The organism is Chitinophaga lutea (genome assembly GCF_003813775.1).
Classification (GTDB): domain Bacteria; phylum Bacteroidota; class Bacteroidia; order Chitinophagales; family Chitinophagaceae; genus Chitinophaga; species Chitinophaga lutea.
The window spans coordinates 1055392-1072629 of sequence record NZ_RPDH01000002.1 but is presented as its reverse complement, the minus strand read 5'-3'; the positions used below and the strand labels follow the sequence as shown (position 1 = coordinate 1072629).

Sequence of the window (17238 nt, the reverse complement as noted above, 5' to 3'; positions counted from 1 at the left end):
TTGTATGTTCCTTACGTGGTCTGTGCGTGTCAGCGGCGGCTGCTGGATTGCCTGATCACCAGTTCCGTATCGATACAGATGTTCTCCGGTTTCTTCTCGCCGTTTTTGATATGTTCCAGCAACACGCGCACGGCGGCGTTTCCCATTTCCAGTATCGGCTGGCGGATGAAGGTGATCGGGGAATAATAGAGGTCGAAGGCCTCACTTTCGTCAAAACTCACTACGGCAAGTTCTTCGGGTACTTTTATGCCCAGTTCGTTGATGTATTTTAATCCTTCGATGGCAAGACTGTTGGTGGCGAAGAACACCGCGTCCGCCGGCTTGCGGCCCTGCAGCAGCTCGTCGATCGCCTGCCGGGTTTCTTCGCGGATGTGGGAGTACCGGGCCAGTTTCATCATGCTGGCCTGCTTGTTGTCCGCCAGGGCCTCGGTGTACCCGCGCTTGCGTTCGTTGATGTGGAACAGCGCCGTTTTATACGCGATCATGCCGATGCGTTGATGCCCTGTTTTAACCAGGTGGGTAATGGCGTTATACGACGCCTGGAAATTGTTGATGCCGATCTGGCTCACGGGGATCTGCGGAAAATACCGGTCGATCAATACAAACGGCACGGGCTGTTTCCGGAGCTGTTTGATCTGCTGTTCCGAGCCCTCGGTAGGGATGAGGATGAGCCCGTCCACCTGGCGGTTCAGCAGTACGTTGATGAGATCGCCGGATTTGTCGAGGTTCTCATCGGAGCTGCCGAAGATCACCGTATAATTATTCCGCTTGGCTTCATCTTCGATGGTGCGGGCGATGTTCCCGAAGAAGGGGTTGGAAATGTCCGCAACGATCAGCCCGATGGTATCCGACCGGCCGCTCTTGAGACTGCGGGCGATGTGATTGGGCTGATAGTTGAGCTTCTGGGCTATTTTCCGGATCTTTTTCGCCATTTCCTGGCCCACCCTCGCTTTCTCTTCCTTGTTGGTGAGAACGTAAGATACGAGCGCGGTAGACACGCCTGCCTCGAGGGCAATATCTTTCAGCGAGGTTTTTTTCTTCATAAGGATAAAAATATGCTTAAACGTTTAAGTAAACAAATTTTGGCTGGAAAAAATTTGCCGGTAAAGGGGCGTTGCAGGGTAGGGAACGGGTATGGGCGGATGGAAAAAGGGCACATCCTCCATCATGGGATGTGCCCGGGTGATCATGTATAGACTCGAAGCGGGTTGTTTATTCTCCGCCTGCCGACAGGCTGCCGGAAGTCCGGTAAACCATTTTATGAAGGGTCACCTTTTCGGCGGCAATGGTGAAGTGCAGGTAGGCGTACACCGGCGCGGCCTGCCCGTTGCCGGGCACTACCTTGAAGGGTATGTAATAACTGTTGTCGAAGCGCACGCCGTTCGTATTGACATAGTTGTAGCTGGTGGCATTGGGCTGTTTCGTCACAAAATACAAGGTGCCGCTGAACGACGGACTGCCGAACGCCGCCGCTGATATTTCAGTGCCGCCGGCCATGGTATTGATGTAAGCCGAACCGGGAACCAGGGCGAAAACGCCCGCATTGTTCGCCATCGCGAGGGAGCAATCCCTGCTTTCGACCCCGTTAACGGTTGTGCGGGAACTGACGATCTGCAGGGAAAGCGTTTGATGGTTGATGTTGAGGGTGATCGTTTTATTGGCGCCGGTGGCTATCTCGGCGTTGATGGTGGCGACCGAGGCTTTCGAAGCAATCAGGCCCTCAATCGGGGATTCCTCCGAACAGGAAGCGGTCAGTGCCGCACAAAAGATCATGATCGTATATAGATGCTTTTTCATGGTGCGCTGTTTTTACTGGATGATTAATATAACCTGCCCTGCCGGATGATTTTTACGCCGTATGAACTGACGTTTTTCTTTTCGAGCGTGGCCGGGTGCTGCAACTCGCCGGGTATGTACGTATTGTGCGTGTAAGTGAGGTCAAGCAGTATGGCGCTATAGATGTACAGTTGCAGGTTCATGCTCAATACCGGTTTGATTTCGGAGGTAAAGAACGAAGGCCGTTCGAAGAATACACCCGGCCTGATATAGGTTTCCTTACCCGCGTGGTCATTGATCCACCGCAGCATGAAACCTCCGCCATATACCAGCCTGGAAAACGACATATTGCCTTCCCGCACATCGTCCGTGGCGGTGTTGTTTTGCGCATCGGCGTCGTACTTGAAGGTGCCGCTGTGTTTGAACCATCCGCCTTCGCCGAATACATTGAATTTCGAATGCTTCCTGGTAGCGAGTTGCAGCACACCGGTGGCGCCGTAGCTGGCATACCCGCCGCTGATGCCGGGCATGAAGGCGCTCATGCCGATGTTAACCTGCGGCTTCATGTAGATTGAAACCGCGCGGTTGTTCAGCACGCCCAGGTTGAAGCCCAGGTGGATGGTGAGGAGATTGCGTTCTTCGATATACGATTTACCGGTGCCGTTGCTCAGGATGGGGGAATGCTCATATCCCAGGCCGAGCATGAACTTGGCTGCAAAGGGCCTGCTGCTGTACCCGTCTTTTATCAGGGCCATGGCCCCGACCGTTGCAACGGCGGCGGTGGTGTAGATGGCATCCTCTTCCTTGTCGCGCTCTTTGGCTTCCGCCACCCGTACCTGCCGGTCTGCGGTTTTTTTCGCTTCAAGGGCCTGGTTGTAGCTGCTCCTGGCCATGGCCTGGTCGTTGGCGTCGGTGGTGCTGTTGATGGCGGCCTGGTAGCTGCTCATGGCGCCGGCATAGTCTTTACTGTTCATGGCCTCGTTGCCCTTCTGCATATGGCCGTTGAAACTGTTTTTCTGTTTCTCTTTCGCCGCTTTTTCTTCAGCGGCTTTGGTGGTGGCCTTGCCGAGGTAGTTTTCCAGGTAGGCGACGTTCTCTTTTTTTCTTTGCAGGGTGAACGCCGCATTGTCGGTGGGCGCGCCTTCCCATGGCTTTACAGCCGCATTGGGCTCAACCGACCTGATTTCGTTGACCAGGTCGATCTCTTTTTGCGATATTTCACGGATGTCGGACGAGAGGTCTGCGGGTTTGCTGACGGGCTGATTGCCCAGGGCTTTGAGTCGCCTGATGGCATCGTTCACCGCGTTCAGTTTATACTGGTCGTCGTACCGGCCCATGATGGCATTGAGGGCGTTGTTGCAGATACTGGTTTTGGCGGGGCTGTTCGGGGTCTGGAGCGCGAGGGCGTCGTATTCGGCGATGGCTTCCTTCAGGCTTTCCCTGTCTTTGTCGGCCTGCGTTTTACCACCTTCCGCATCGTCGCAGGTGATAGCCTTCTTCGTGTTGGCGTTTTGCAGGTCTTTTATTCTTATCCGCGTGATGATGCTGGCTTTCATTTTATGGACAAACGCGATCTTTTCGCCCGGCTGCGCTTTGTGCAGGTCGCCGAAATGCACGCGCCCGTCTTTGTCGAGCAGCTCGAAAACAAACGTAACCGGTACCTTGAACTTTGATCGCACCTCGATGTAGGCATGTACCTGGTAGTTCCAGTCGTAGCCTTCGAGGGTTTTGGTGCGGTATTCCAGGTATGGGCATGGGTCCGAATGCCATTCGCTCCATACCGGCTCCTGTTTGGCCGGCTTTTCGATGCATCCCGCGGCAAGTACGGAGAGGGTGCTTTCCACCGCGCCCGCGCCTCTGGCCATGGCTTTGGCCGCGCTGATGGCTTCTGCCTGCGTGGCGGCGCCTGCCGCCCAGCCGTTTGTTTTGACCCTGTTCACATCCACCCCCGCTACCACGGCATAACACCCGTAGCCATTCCTGCTGAATTCCATCACCGGGTTTTTGCCGCCCCGGACCTTACAATGCTTCCAGGCTTCCGAGTCCCGGATCCCGTCCGTGTTGTTTAATCCTTCCGCCCAGCCCACTTCACGCGTTTCATAGCAAAAATAGATGCTTAGCTGCCCGAAACATACGGGTGCATTCATTGCCAGCAGTGCTGCAATCAGTACGAACCTTATCATTTTTGGAAATTTTACATGAGCGTAACTACAGGAAAGTGCTCCTTTCCTTATCAGTACATTTCAGGTTGATGGATTTTCAGCGCTCCTGGCTGAAGTGTTTGTTTGTTTGGTCAGGTATATTCGTGAACGATGTTTGCTATCGACGGTTCATGTTTAAAAAGTATAGGACGGTCCGCCGCACTTGCGCGGGAGTTGCTGCTTTCCCGGTATGGCGGCCTTTACGATACAAAGTTATCGCGTTGGCATACACGGGAAAATAACCAGGACTAGCTATTTTTTTTCCGGGAGGGAATGGGGACCAGGGCGGGGTAAATTATACCCAGGCCTCTTTCAGGGCCACTCTCACCAGTTCAACAGGCGTTTTCACCCCGGCTTTCGACAGGAGGTTCTTCCGGTGGGCGTTCACCGTATGCAGGCTGATAAACAGCTCACCGGCGATTTCCTTGCTGCTTTTGCCTTCCACGATGCACTTCAGGATTTCCCGCTCCCTTCTGGTGAACTGGTCGTATGATTTGGTGAAGATGTTGGATTCCTGGATGTTGTAATAAGACGGTTCACCGTCGAGCCCGATCAGCGAAAAGCAGGGAGCGCCGTCCTGTTTGATATGGCTGATGTCCGTATGCAGGCTGAGGGTGCGGTAGTAGTTTTTTTCGTCGTAGTCGATCTGCACGGCCTGGTGCAGCAGCCGGACGTAGGTATTGTTCTTGGCCCTGATGCGGATATCGTATTGCACTTTGTATTTCGGTACTTTGTCAAAGGGCAGCGCTTTGAAAAATTCCACCACGCGGTATTCGAAGTTGAGAAAGTACGGCTTGTCGTCCGGGTGGATGTTCTCCATGAAAAATGCGATGTTCATCTCCTCCGGTTCATAGCCGAGCACACGGGTAATGTTGGCGTCCACGAAATCCAGCTCGCTTTTGTACATGTTGAATATGATGTAATAATAGCTGCCTGCCTGGAAAACGCTGAACAAACGTTTATGCGCCTCCAGTTGCAGCTGCAGCTGGGCGTCGGGAATTTTGATATCGCTGTCGGTAACGGTTTTCCAGAATTTCCTGGCGGTGAGGTAATAATCGGAATGAGCCATAGGGAGGTGATTGGTTGCAGGTATATAGGTTGATCGCTTTAAAGTAAAACAGCCGGTTCACGGCAGGGACTAATTTAGCGTAAAAAGTTGATAAATAGAACATTGTCAGGTCACCGGTCCCTGCATGGCTCCCGAATATCCCGTTGAAGGCCGTGGCATCCCGCCGGCATCCAATTTCAAACGGAGGCACCGCCGGCAGCCTGCAAATAAAACGGATAAAAATGCAAAGAAGGCATTAGTATACCGGGGGCGGGATGTGGAAATTTACGCTGTGCCGTGGGAAGGCACGCCTATACTCACTAAAATATCTCCATGAAAAAGAATGGTCTCATCAGGCAGCTGCTGCCCTTACTGGCAGTTTTAACCGGCGTTGCCGCGTTACCGGCTGCCGCGCAGGTGAATTTCAAAACGAAACAATGGAGCCTCCAGCTCGACAATTCCGGGAAGCTGACCAGCATGAAAAGCCTTGCGCTGCAAAAGGAATTCGTATTCGCAGACAAAGCCGGGGCGCTGATGAGCATAAAAAAAGACGGGCAGCTGCATGCTCCCCGCAGCTGCGCATGGAACGCAAAGAAATCGGAACTGCTGCTGACTTATCCCGAGGCCGGCATGGAAGCCAAAGTGAAAGTGCAGCGCAACGATCATTATATCAGCTTTGAACTGACGCAGCTGACCCAGCCCGACAAGGTTGACCTGGTACTGTGGGGGCCCTATCCCGTTACGCTCGCCGATACGGTAGGCGAAGTGGTAGGCGTGGTGCGCAGCAAGGATTTCGCTATCGGCATCCAGGCGCTGAACATCAAAACACTGGGTGGATACCCGAATGCTGAAAGCGATATCGAACCGTCGTACGATGTGTTTGAAGGCGGCAACAAGGTGGATGTGAAGGAAGACGATATGAACAAACAGTTGTTCCGGGGAGATGTGGCGCGCCCGACCGATTACGGGGCCGTGCTGCAGGCATTCTGCCGTAACCGGGGCAGGGACCGGGTGATCGAAAACTGGGGGCATTCCGCTTATCTCGCCCCCGCGTTCAACGACGGCGGCGTTGTCGGCAGCAAGATTGCGCTGTTCGGCGTAACGAACGCCGACGTGCTGCCCACCATCTCGCAGATAGAGCTCCGGGAGGGCCTGCCGCATCCGATGCTCGACGGCCAATGGGGAAAACAGGCCCGGCACGCTTCCGAATCGTACCTGATCATGGATTTCGGCACCGCCAACCTCGACGAAGCGATAGCCGCCACCAAACAGGCCGGCCTCCGTTACCTGTACCACGGCGATCCGTTTGAGAACTGGGGACAGTTCAAACTGCGCCCCCGGGAATTCCCGCAGAACTGGGCCAGCATGAAGCAGTGCGTTGAAACAGCCAAAACGAAGGGTGTACGGTTAGGCGTACACACGTTATCCAACTTTATCACCACCAATGATCCATATGTAACACCGGTGCCGGACACACGGCTGGCGAAAGTGGGCTACTCGCGGCTCAGCGCGGCCGTGGATGCCAATGCAAAGGAGCTGGCGATCGAAGACCCCGTTTTCTTCAACCAGTTCCAGAACAATACACTGAAGTCGGTGGTGGTAGGCAATGAAATCATCCGTTACGGGACCGTATCCACGTCCGCTCCCTGGAAGCTGCTCGATTGCGAGCGCGGCGCGTTCGGCACCAAAGCCGCGGCGCACCGCCAGCACGATACCGTGGGCAAGCTGATGGACCATCCTTATAAAGTATTCCTGACCAATTATGCGCTGCAGGAAGAAATGTCCACCACCATTGCGCGCCTTTTCAATGAAACCGGCCTGATGCAGATCTCGTTCGATGGCCTGGAGGGCTGTTTGTCCAGCGGCATGGGACAATACGCCCGGCAGCTGTTTGTCAAAAACTGGTACGATCATCTCAGCCCCGAACTGAAAGGCAGGGTGATCAACGACGCCAGCAACCCCGGTCACTACTTCTGGCATATCTATACCCGGATGAACTGGGGAGAGCCCTGGTACGCCGGCTTCCGGGAAAGCCAGCTGCAGTTGCGCCTGAAGAACCAGCAGTTTTTCCGCCGCAACCTGATGCCTTCCATGCTGGGCTGGTTCAGCCTGAAACCCGAAACCACGCCGGAAGACATCGAATGGATGCTGGCCCTCGGCGCCGGCTACGATGCCGGGTTCGCCCTCGCCACCAGCCTGCAGACGCTGCAAAGGCACGGCCTGAAAGACGAAGTGCTCGGCCTGATCAACACCTGGGAGCAGGCCCGCATGCAGAACATATTCAGCGAAGCCCAGAAAGAACAGATGCGGAGCCTTAAACATGAGTTTCACCTGGAGCTGACGGGCAACAGGGCGTATAAGCTGACGCCGGTGTACAATGCCTACTTCCGGCATGCCCAGCAGCTGAAGCAACCCGGCGAACCGGTTTTCTCCACCTTCCGGTTCAATAACCCGGCGCCCGCACAGCCGCTTTCCTTTATCATTACACTCGCGCCCGGCAAGGAGTCCGATCCGGACGTGACCTTCGACCAGGTATCCATTGCCGTTAACCGCCAGGATGCGCTGGTGCTGCCCGTGAGCCTGAAAAGGAACCAGTTCCTGAAATGCGACGGCAAAAGTGTACGGCTGTACAGCCGGCAATGGCAGTTGCTGCAAACGGTGGAGCTGAACAAGCCCCTGCCGGTGCTGGCCAACGGCGACAATGAAATCGTATTCGACGGAAAATACTCCGGTGAAAACGGGGCCGACGTGAAGCTGGAGATCCGCTCCAACGGCCAGCCGACGCTCATTCAAAAATAACATTCCGCACGGGCGCTACTGATGTGGCGCCCGCTTTGCTACAGCTGATACCGTAAAAGTGTGGAACGGGATCCTCATCTTATGCCTGCCGGCCATTGGCATGCCGGAATGGAATGATCCTTGCGCCTGGATCGGAAAACCCTGACTATATGACCAGGCAGATTTTAAACAAATCAGTTAAAGTCGACGGTATCGATATTTTCTACCGGGAGGCCGGAGACCCCAGGAATCCGGCGTTGCTACTTTTACATGGGTTTCCCACCTCGTCGATCATGTTCAAAAACCTGATGACCGCGCTGGCCGACAGGTATTACCTGGTGGCTCCCGATTTTCCGGGGTTCGGGTTCAGCGCTTTCCCGGACAAAAGCAGCTTTGCATATACTTTTGAAAACATCGCGGCGTGCATCGATAAATTGACCGATGCCATAGGCATGCGGCGCTTTTCGGTTTTCCTGCACGACTACGGATGCCCCATCGGCCTGCGGATATGCGTCAGGCATCCCGAAAAGATAGCAACGCTCATTTTCCAGAACGGCAATACATACGATGAAGGGATGGGCCCGGAATGGGACCCTTATAAAGATTACTGGGCGCATCCCACTCCTGAAAAGAAAGCGAAACTGACCGGCTTTTTGAGTGAGGAAGGGGTGAGGACGCAATACACCTCGGGATTACCGGAAGCATTGCTGCCCGCGGTCAGCCCTGAATTATGGATGATCGACTGGGACCTGATGAAAAGGCCGGGCAATATCGAGATGCAGTGGGAGCTGAATTGCGACTATGCCAGCAACGTCAGAATGTTCCCGGTTTTCCAGGAGTATTTCCGTGCCCATCAACCGCCGGCCCTGGTGATCTGGGGCAGGTACGACGTGTTTTTTGCGATAGAAGAAGTGGATTGTTATCAGCGGGACTTGCCCGATGTGGAAACCCATCTCGTTGACGGCGGCCATTGGGCGCTGGAGACGAATTTTGACGAGGTGTTAAGCCTTATGGAGAATTTTCTAAGCGCAAATACGGGCCGTTAAAGCGCCGTGCCCGTTCGCGGGGGCTGCGCACATTGATGTCCCCCGGAGCGGATGATGCGGGCCGCGTTAATTGAAATATTCAGGCGCGGATGGTACCGGCTGTTTTAGTGAAGCGTTCCGGAGCCGATGGAGCCGACCGTTTTAGTGAAGTATTCCGGATCGTCCGATGCCGGCCGCTTTATTTTTTCTCCGCCCAGATGTAGGCCCGCCTGCTGGGGTATTCCGCATCTTCGTACGGCCGCCGCTCTATGGCATCGATGATCGTAAAGCCCGTTTCATGCAGTAGTGTTATGATGTCCTCAGTTTTAAAGAAGAACAGGTCAACGTCAATTTCTTTGTCGTGCGCCTTGTCAAAATGAACGATCTCGTCGCCCACGTGAAAGGAGAACAAAAAATCCCCGCCGGTTTTCAACACCCTGTTTATTTCTTCGAAACACTTCCTGACCTGGTTGGTGTTAAAATGCACGATCGCATAGAATGCCACGGCGCTGCCCAGGTATCCCGGGGGATAGGCGATATCCAGCAGGTCGCCGGTTTCAAAGGCGATCTGTGGGGACAGCTTCCGGGCGGTATCGATCATCGCGGGAGCGAGGTCGATGCCGGTGATGTTTTTCAGGCCATGGTCGTACAGGAACCGGGTCGTTTGCCCGGGGCCGCAGCCAAAGTCGGCGCAGGGGCCTTCGTCTTTATTGGCAAAGGCGAATTCCTTCAACAGTAATCTGTCGAAATGCTTTTTGGAGAGCTCGTCCCAGCGGTCGGCCGCGTAGTCGCCGGCCACCAGGTTGTAACACTGTAATACTTTTTCCTGTGCGTTCATTTTATGCCTTGTTTTCCAATATTAACCGGATGTTGATCTTTCCTGTTCCGACCTTTTCGATCGCTTCATTCACTTCGCCGAATGTCATCACTTCCACCGCGCTTTCAATATGGTGCTTTGCCGCGAAATCCAGCATGTCCGTCATGTTTTGGCGGCTGCCCACGTAATTCCCGTAGATCGTCCGTTGCGCATAGTCGTACAGCAGGCCCAGGTTTACCGGCTGCTTTTCCAGGGGCGTAGCTACCACGCAGAACTTTCCCTGCGGTTTGAGGGTTTTCAGGAAATCATTCAGGTCGTACGGCACATTTAACGTGGAGAGGATAAAATCGAATTTTTTATCCATCGTTGCAAGGCTGCCGGCGTTCGAGGTGAGTATGCATTCGGCGCCCAGCCGGTTGATCATTTCTTTTTTATCCGGGGAATGGGAGAACGCATACACCTGGTGGCCCATTTTATGCATAAACCGGATGGCCAGTTGCCCCAGGCCGCCAACGCCCATCACACCAACCACGGCATTGGGCGGCAGCTGCGCTCTTGTAATGGCTGAATACACGGTGAGGCCGGATGAGAGCAAAGGGACGGATCCGGCCGTGTGAAGCGCCGGCGGGAGTTTGAATGCAAACCGGTGATCGACAACGATATGATCGGCCAGACCGCCATAACAATGCACACCGATCACTTTTTGCTGCGCACAGAACTGTTCGTTACCCGCTTTGCAAAACTCGCATTCGAAACAGGCGTCCAGCTGGTAGCCGATGCCAACGCGGTCGCCGGTTTTCAGGGTGGTGACGTTTGAGCCGGTTTCTTCGATGATGCCTGCAATTTCATGCCCCGGCACCAGCGGGAATTTCGTATCGCCCCAATCGTCGCTGATGAACTGGACGTCGCCTCTGGCCATAGAGCAATAAACAATTTTGACGCTTACCTCGTTGTCGCCCACGTTTCTTTCGTAATAAAAGGGCTCCGCTTTTCCACCTTTTTCCTGGATGCCGTATGCTTTGATTTTCATAAAATAGCCGGATGGGTTTTGTGGATGTTTGATGTCGTAAAAAAGGTACGACTATTTTTTGGGAAACCTTTTTGATGTCTTCGTCTCTGGGCTTGTTCCACTGTAGCCTGCTGATGGAGCGATGGTTTGTGTTATCCGCTCAACAGCAGCGGTACGGTGGCTAACCGTCCATTAGTTTCTGTTTGATTTCCTCGATATCCCAGTCGAAGTACTCGCATACTTCCCTGATCAATAACAGATCATACGGCCCTTTGCCGTACACGAAACGTACCGGTTCCAGTGCCTTCCTGGCACCGCGTTTGCTCTTACCGGTGAGCTCAGCCATGTCTTCCGTATAGAAGACGATTCTTTTCAGCTCTTTTTTCTTTTTGTTTTCATTCTTCTCCATAAGTGGTCAGTTGCGGTCAAAGTGACCATTTTCGGTAAAGTCGACTATTTCCGGCTGATGTGACCCCATGCGGTCCAGGTGACCCAATGCGGCCATGGCTCTATTTTTCCGCGCTTACATTCGTATCGTAATTACACTTTCTCTTACTGTCTGATCAGATGGAACGCCGGAAGGGCGAGGCGTTTTGTATTGCCCGTATTTTTTTACAAACAAAAACTTAAAAACATGAAAAAGATCAAAGTGGTGGAAAGCCATAACGGCATTTCCATACAACAAAGCAGTGGCATCACGGCCAAAAGGCTGGCCACGGATCCGGCGTTCGAACGGACGCGGAGGCACAACGAAGAGTTCGGCCGGGCCGGCAAGGCAGCGATTCTTTTCTGCGATGCCAACCGGATGCTGATGGCGCCAACGCTTACAAAGGGCGCTTACAACCGGCTTCAAGCCGTATTCGCAGAAGTCATCAAAGGCGATCCTGTCCATAACCGTGGCGACCGTACGGTTGCATTGGGCGATACAGGCCAGCTGAAGGGTTTCTGTTGCAACGACGGTGTGCGGCTGAAAAGCGCGATTCACGTGAAGCTCTCGCCGGCGATCGACCGCGCGTCGGGCACGCTGAAGCTCGACATCCCGGAGATCGTTCCGATCAGGCACATCGTGCCGCCGCGGGCCGCCTCTTACATGCGGTTCGTCATCTGCGCCGCGGAAATCGACTTCGGGAAGGATGACTTCAACAGTACTTACGCGTACAGTGAGTACATCCCGCTGAGGCCCGGTGAAAACCCGGTTGCACCCATCAGCCTGGTGGCCAATGTGCCGCCGGCCAGCGTGCACCCGCTGTTCCTGACGTTCGGGCTGGAGTTCTGCGAGAAGATCAACACCTTCATGAACGATGTGCGGCACAAGGCGCTCAACGTGATCGAGGTGGTGGCGGTATCCGCAAGGCCGTAAGTATCGTAACCGATTATTCACTTTTAAAATTTAAGATCATGGAAATTCTGAACAGGATCGTATCACCCACGCCGCCTTTCTTCCGTAAAGTCAGGAAGATCGGGGTAGTGCTGACGGCCATCGGCGCCGCAGTGATCAGTATCCCCGAACAGTTGCCGGAGGCTGTCGGCAACGCGGGAGGTATCCTCCTGCTGGTAGGCAGCGTCATGGCCGGCATCAGCCAGACCGCGGTGAAACGCGAGTAGCCGTTACACAACAGAGGCAGTGTTATCTAGCCACTGCATGCCGGGCGGGTTGCCGACCGGTCCACAAAGGCCCCCTGCGAATGCAGGGGGCTTTGTTTTGGTGCTATGGCTAACAAACAGGAGACAAACCCGTTCAAGATTATCCTGTGGTTTTAAAGAACTTTGTTTTGGTGTTTATTGCCCAACAAACTGGTGACAGCTTCGTCCCGGACTAACCTATGATTTTGAGTAGCTTGTTTGGGTGTTCATGACTCAACAAACAGATCACCCGATTACCCTACGGTTTTAAAGAACTTTTCCTGGTACTGTTGCCCCACGGGAATATGTGTTTTGTGGAGGATGATAATGTTTCCCTGTATCACTTCAATTTTGGCGATCGACACGATGTAGGATTTATGCACCCGCATGAACCGGCTGGCCGGCAGGGCATTTTCCAGTTCGGTGAGGGTGGTGGAAGTCGTGATCGTGTCTTTAGCGAGCATGACCTGTGTCTGGTGGCCGTTTCCCTGGATATACAGGATATCGTCGTGGCTGACCTTCTGCAACAGCTGCCGGTTGCCCGTCCCTTTTATGAAAATGTAATCCGTTTCAGGGGGCGGTACCGTTGCGCGCAGTACGTTCAGCGCCTTGCCGGCGGCTTTCAGGAAACGTTCATAACTCACCGGTTTTTTGATAAAATCCAGCACGTCCAGCTCGAAGCCCTGCAAGGCAAACGACTCATAGCCGGTAGTGACGATGAAACGGCACTTGCTGCCCGACATTTTAATGAAGTCGATGCCATGGAGCTCCGGCATGGTGAGGTCGAGGAACGCCAGTTCCGCCTTGCCCTGCTGTACCCAGCTGAGCGCTTCCAGCGGGTCGGTGCTGACGCCAACCAGTTCGAGGAATGCCGTTTTGCCGACCAGGCCGGCGATGTATTCGGCTGCTTTGTCTTCATCGTCTACTACGATGCAACGGATGGGGGGTGTTGCCATATATGTATCGTTTTAGAGGTTGATATGCAGTTGTGCGAGATAGACGTCCTGTTCGCTGCTGATATGCAGCGAATGCCTGCCGGGGTAGATCAGTTGCAGGCGTCTCCTGATGCCCGGTAGCCCGATGCCTCTCGTCGTGTCTTTGCAGTGATGGCCGATGCCGTTCCTGACGGAAAATTCCAGTTTGTTGCCCGTTACGTTAACCCTGATCGATACCGGGCTTTCCGGGTTATTGACCACGCCGTGCTTGAATGCGTTTTCCACGAAGGGGAGCAGCAGCAGGGGCGGGATGCGCATGTTGTCCATCTCGCCCGACACTTCCACGTTTACATGAAACTTCGGCTCAAAGCGCATCCTGAATAATTCCACGTAGTTGCCGATGTGCGCCAGTTCCGTTTCCAGTTCCACCAGTCCGTCGCGGCTCACCATGATCGAATAGCTCATGAGGTTGGCGATCCTTTCCACGTGTTCCGCCAGCGGCTCCGATACTTTCGCCGCGCTGTAATGCAGGTTGTTCAGCATGTTGAACAGGAAGTGCGGGTTGAACTGCATCCGAAGGAAATCCATTTCCACCTGCTGGTTTTCTTTCTGCAGGCGGCGGTTCTCGCGGAAGCGGCGGCGCGCCTCGCCCAATCCCCAGATGATGCCGCTGAACACGAGCGCGTGCAGCGGGCTGTCATTCGCCGCGGCCATGGCCTCGTCCAGGTTGCGGATGAGCGGCGGCCGGCCGGAGAGCCAGGTGAGCTGGTGCAGGCCCAGCAGCAGCACCCAGTACACGGTGAATGTGAAGAAGAGCAGCACGGGGCACTGCCAGCGTTTGCCCGGCACGTTGAAGCGCGGCCATGCCAGGATATAGCAATAGTAAAACGTGGCGGCCAGCGTGGTGAAGAAGAACACGTGGTCCCATATGTCGATCCATCTGCCGGCTTCGTACCAGCGGTAGAGCTTTGGCAGCGCCGGGATGAACAACAGGGCCCATACGCATACATGAATCGATATGTTGGTGGATCGTTTCATGACGTGAAGATATTGAGAGAGATACTCTCAAAATGCAAAAGTCGGGCGAAACCCTGTTTTCAGAGCGTGAAACCCGTTTTACGCGACGTAAGATTTAAAACACGGCCACGATTTTGGCAGCGCCGGTCTTTTTTACGGCCACGATTTTCCCGAAACGGTCGGGTGTGCCCATTTCGATGGCGACGCAGAGCAGGAGGTTAGCCGTAGGAGTGATGGGCTCGTTCAATTGCAGGTCTATGGCGGTTTCCGGGGAGTCATTGTCGACATGTTCCCAGGGCGTTTCCGTGTATTCGGCGCAACTTTCACAAAGAAGTTTGTAAGCCTGCCCGGTGTATTGAACATCGCCCGCGAGGCCGAGGCTGACGATGAAGCGGTAGTGCGGCTGCTCCCAGGGAAGGCGCAGGTTGAGGCCGGGCGTGAGCCGGGGAATGGTGATGCGTGCAGAGGAGGTGTCGCGTTGCAGTTCCATCGTCACGGGGTTGCGTACTACCTGGTCGAAGAGGTGTTCGCCGTTGAAGTTGAAGCCCGCGAGCATGTGGCGATGGCGGGAAAGGTGGATGTTCCGCTGGCCGCGGTTATTGGTGTCGCAAAGCAGCTGGAGTTTTTTGGCGAAGGCGTTGAGGTGACCGGTGAACCCGCCGTCGCCCAGGTGCGTGACAGGATACACCGCATCACGGATCGCCGCCGTGAGCATGGTGCAACCTTTGAATTCCGAATTATTCTGCCGGGTGCGTTCGTATTCCGGCGCGGTTTTGATACGCTTTCCGCTCACTCCGCCCTTCTTGCGTATCACAACCTTGTTTGTGCCTTTGATCTGATAAGCAGAAATGTCGCCGATTTTACCCGTAAATGCCAGCGGGCCTGTAAGAATTGCCATGGTGTATGGGTTTTAGGTAGTTAACAATTTTTGTCTTCAAGGAGCGAAGTTAGGGGAATTTCATACATACGCCAAGGTTCCGATACGGATACGTTACCCCTATAGGAGGTAACGCATAGGTGGCTAAAAGATGGCTAAGGGGTGACGCATGGGTAACGGAACTCCCATGGAATCCTTTATGGTGGCTTTGTTTGCCCATGTTTCAAACAAAGTCCTCCACGGGCTCATAAATTTCATGTAATGCCTGCTGTGCAAGCTCCACGAAGAGCATCATGTTGGCGCGTTCTTCTTTCGACCACATGTCGGCGTGTTCGCTTCCCATGGCTGCGATGAGGAGCTCCCAGGAAAGTTTGTTGACTTGTTCGGGAGAGGGGAACGCGGAGATGAATTCGTGGATGGGGGAGTTGTTGGAAAAATGGTTAGTTTTAGCATAATGGTGGTTGTTCATAATCGCCATTTTTAAGGTTAACTCAATAATATAAATTTACTAAAATAATTAGTAAATCAGGATCATCAGCCTGATTTTTTTAAACTATTTTTCAATGAGCCTGGATAACGAAGAATTCCTTAAACGTTTTGGCGCTAACCTCAAAAGAATCCGGAAGCTGAAAGGTTTGACACTTGTGGAGTTGGAAGAGCTTACCGGGATTCATAATGCCGTACTTTCGAAAATAGAGCTTGGGAAGAAGAATATATTGATTACGACGTTGGTTAGGCTGGGTGAGGGTTTGGGGGTGGAGGTGGGGGATTTGGTTTATTAAGATTATTTCACCAGTTCTGCACAGGTGTGTCTTTTATTTTTTAGAAATTAAATGGTTTCCCCTAATTTTATTGAATTATTCGATTTTGGATTATCAACCAAATCAATCTCCAATTTCTTCTGAATAATTAAATACATTGTTTGCTAAAAAAGTTGGTATTTTTGTATGGCTTTAAAAAGGAATTTAGTTGATGCAAAAGACGTCGTACTTCCCCATTCGCATGCCAAGCTGGAATTGTATAAATCGTACTTGGAAAACTATTTGAGGATCCTGGGCTTGTCTTCGTGGATTAGTAAGGTTAATATTTATGACATCTTCTGTGGTATTGGGCTTTATAAGGATGGGAACAAAGGTAGTCCTCTGTTGGCTGTCGAGTGCATCAAGGAAAATAACGCCCTTTTTGAATCGAGGGGATGGACTAAGAAACAGATCAAACTTTCGATAAATGACGGGATAAAAGAAAAGATTGAAAACGTAAAGTCAGTCCTCGAAAAAGAGACAATATCAAACTGTGTAATTGAGTATTACAATAAGGACGCCGATGCAATGCTTGACATTGTAATAGAAGAGGTTAATGCTTTTGATAAAAACAATAGGAACCTGGTTTTTATTGATCCCTACGGATACTCGCAAATAAGCAAACAAAAGATATCAGAGATATTAAAACGAAACTACTCGGAAATTCTTTTGTTTTTGCCGATTATGCAGATGTATCGATTTTCTGAAATCGCTTTATCTGACAACGAGCGGAAATGCTACGAAAATCTCAGGAATTTTATCTTTGACTTTTTTCCAATTGATCATAAAATTCATAAAGAGAAAATTGATAATGTTTTTGATTATATAAACGAAATCAAGCGAGCCCTTTCAATGGGGGATAGTTTCTATACTTGTTCATACTACATTGAAAGAGGGAAGGGGAATTATTATGCTTTGTTCTTTATTTCATCGAATATCTACGGCTTAGAAAAGATGCTGGAGGTAATTTGGAAAGCTGATCCCCGCAGTGGAAAGGGATTTAAGAAGCCTTCCACCAATATGTCCTTGTTTGCAGCATATGAAGAAGAAATGGACCGGAGAAGAAATATTGAATATTTGAAATCCCAGACTACTGAGTATTTAAAGTTTTCCGGAAAAAGGATTTCGAATGTAGATTTGTATGAGTTTGTTCTCAGAAATGAATTTTTGCCTAAGCACATCAATGCTGTGTTGAAGGAACTCAAATCGGAGGGTATGATAACCGCCACGGATAGTCATGGTGTCGAATTCGATACGAAAGGAGCGTTTTATATTGATAATGAACATTATAAGAAAAACGACATTAAAGTGTATTTTATCTTAAAAAAATGA

General features: G+C 52.4%; 17 protein-coding genes. 6 read left to right on the top strand and 11 right to left on the bottom strand.

Annotated elements, in window-relative coordinates; all coding sequences use genetic code 11:
• Positions 1 to 29: 29 nt before the first annotated feature.
• From EGT74_RS16570 to EGT74_RS27305, 4 genes are all read right to left on the bottom strand, one after another.
• Entirely contained in the window at positions 30 to 1043 is a 1014-nt protein-coding gene (locus tag EGT74_RS16570; RefSeq protein ID WP_123847692.1) for a LacI family DNA-binding transcriptional regulator, read from the bottom strand.
• A gap of 169 nt (positions 1044 to 1212) precedes the next feature.
• Positions 1213 to 1797, bottom strand: coding sequence for a hypothetical protein (locus EGT74_RS16565; RefSeq protein ID WP_123847691.1), 585 nt, complete (start codon positions 1795 to 1797; stop codon positions 1213 to 1215).
• 23 nt (positions 1798 to 1820) lie between these two features.
• Positions 1821 to 3959 (bottom strand): hypothetical protein, encoded by a 2139-nt coding sequence (locus EGT74_RS16560; protein WP_123847690.1) that lies wholly within the window; start codon positions 3957 to 3959, stop codon positions 1821 to 1823.
• A gap of 313 nt (positions 3960 to 4272) precedes the next feature.
• Positions 4273 to 5046 carry a LuxR C-terminal-related transcriptional regulator gene (locus tag EGT74_RS27305; protein WP_220392893.1) on the bottom strand — a complete coding sequence of 258 codons (774 nt, stop codon included), beginning with the start codon at positions 5044 to 5046 and terminating at the stop codon, positions 4273 to 4275.
• 312 nt (positions 5047 to 5358) lie between these two features.
• On the opposite strand from EGT74_RS27305, the gene EGT74_RS16550 reads away from it, so the two are divergent.
• Positions 5359 to 7824: a hypothetical protein gene (locus EGT74_RS16550; RefSeq protein WP_123847689.1), complete on the top strand. Its 2466-nt coding sequence runs from the start codon at positions 5359 to 5361 to the stop codon at positions 7822 to 7824.
• Between the two features lie 149 nt (positions 7825 to 7973).
• On the top strand, positions 7974 to 8849 hold the full coding sequence (locus EGT74_RS16545; protein ID WP_158618188.1) for an alpha/beta fold hydrolase: 876 nt from the start codon (positions 7974 to 7976) through the stop codon (positions 8847 to 8849).
• 178 nt (positions 8850 to 9027) lie between these two features.
• Here the strand turns inward: EGT74_RS16545 and EGT74_RS16540 are convergent, their stop codons facing one another.
• The 3 genes from EGT74_RS16540 to EGT74_RS16530 all read right to left on the bottom strand — a co-directional run bounded on the left by EGT74_RS16540 (position 9028) and on the right by EGT74_RS16530 (position 11063).
• Positions 9028 to 9666 (bottom strand): class I SAM-dependent methyltransferase, encoded by a 639-nt coding sequence (locus EGT74_RS16540; protein WP_123847687.1) that lies wholly within the window; start codon positions 9664 to 9666, stop codon positions 9028 to 9030.
• A 1-nt stretch (position 9667) separates the two neighbouring features.
• Entirely contained in the window at positions 9668 to 10675 is a 1008-nt protein-coding gene (locus tag EGT74_RS16535; RefSeq protein WP_123847686.1) for an NAD(P)-dependent alcohol dehydrogenase, read from the bottom strand.
• A 160-nt stretch (positions 10676 to 10835) separates the two neighbouring features.
• Entirely contained in the window at positions 10836 to 11063 is a 228-nt protein-coding gene (locus EGT74_RS16530) for a hypothetical protein (RefSeq protein ID WP_123847685.1), read from the bottom strand.
• A gap of 225 nt (positions 11064 to 11288) precedes the next feature.
• On the opposite strand from EGT74_RS16530, the gene EGT74_RS16525 reads away from it, so the two are divergent.
• Both EGT74_RS16525 and EGT74_RS16520 read left to right on the top strand, forming a co-directional pair.
• The gene (locus tag EGT74_RS16525) at positions 11289 to 12014 is read left to right on the top strand and encodes a hypothetical protein (RefSeq protein WP_123847684.1); all 726 of its coding nucleotides are present in this window, start codon (positions 11289 to 11291) and stop codon (positions 12012 to 12014) included.
• Between the two features lie 38 nt (positions 12015 to 12052).
• Positions 12053 to 12259 (top strand): hypothetical protein, encoded by a 207-nt coding sequence (locus EGT74_RS16520; protein WP_123847683.1) that lies wholly within the window; start codon positions 12053 to 12055, stop codon positions 12257 to 12259.
• A 272-nt stretch (positions 12260 to 12531) separates the two neighbouring features.
• Here the strand turns inward: EGT74_RS16520 and EGT74_RS16515 are convergent, their stop codons facing one another.
• From EGT74_RS16515 to EGT74_RS16500, 4 genes are all read right to left on the bottom strand, one after another.
• Entirely contained in the window at positions 12532 to 13233 is a 702-nt protein-coding gene (locus EGT74_RS16515; protein WP_123847682.1) for a LytR/AlgR family response regulator transcription factor, read from the bottom strand.
• Between the two features lie 12 nt (positions 13234 to 13245).
• The gene (locus tag EGT74_RS16510; RefSeq protein ID WP_123847681.1) at positions 13246 to 14250 is read right to left on the bottom strand and encodes a sensor histidine kinase; all 1005 of its coding nucleotides are present in this window, start codon (positions 14248 to 14250) and stop codon (positions 13246 to 13248) included.
• Between the two features lie 94 nt (positions 14251 to 14344).
• Entirely contained in the window at positions 14345 to 15127 is a 783-nt protein-coding gene (locus EGT74_RS16505; RefSeq protein ID WP_123847680.1) for a hypothetical protein, read from the bottom strand.
• A 202-nt stretch (positions 15128 to 15329) separates the two neighbouring features.
• Positions 15330 to 15575 carry a hypothetical protein gene (locus EGT74_RS16500; RefSeq protein ID WP_123847679.1) on the bottom strand — a complete coding sequence of 82 codons (246 nt, stop codon included), beginning with the start codon at positions 15573 to 15575 and terminating at the stop codon, positions 15330 to 15332.
• A gap of 94 nt (positions 15576 to 15669) precedes the next feature.
• Between EGT74_RS16500 and EGT74_RS16495 the strand changes: the two genes are divergently transcribed.
• Both EGT74_RS16495 and tcmP read left to right on the top strand, forming a co-directional pair.
• Positions 15670 to 15888: a helix-turn-helix domain-containing protein gene (locus tag EGT74_RS16495; protein WP_123847678.1), complete on the top strand. Its 219-nt coding sequence runs from the start codon at positions 15670 to 15672 to the stop codon at positions 15886 to 15888.
• A gap of 165 nt (positions 15889 to 16053) precedes the next feature.
• Positions 16054 to 17238 carry a three-Cys-motif partner protein TcmP gene (gene tcmP, locus EGT74_RS16490; protein WP_123847677.1) on the top strand — a complete coding sequence of 395 codons (1185 nt, stop codon included), beginning with the start codon at positions 16054 to 16056 and terminating at the stop codon, positions 17236 to 17238.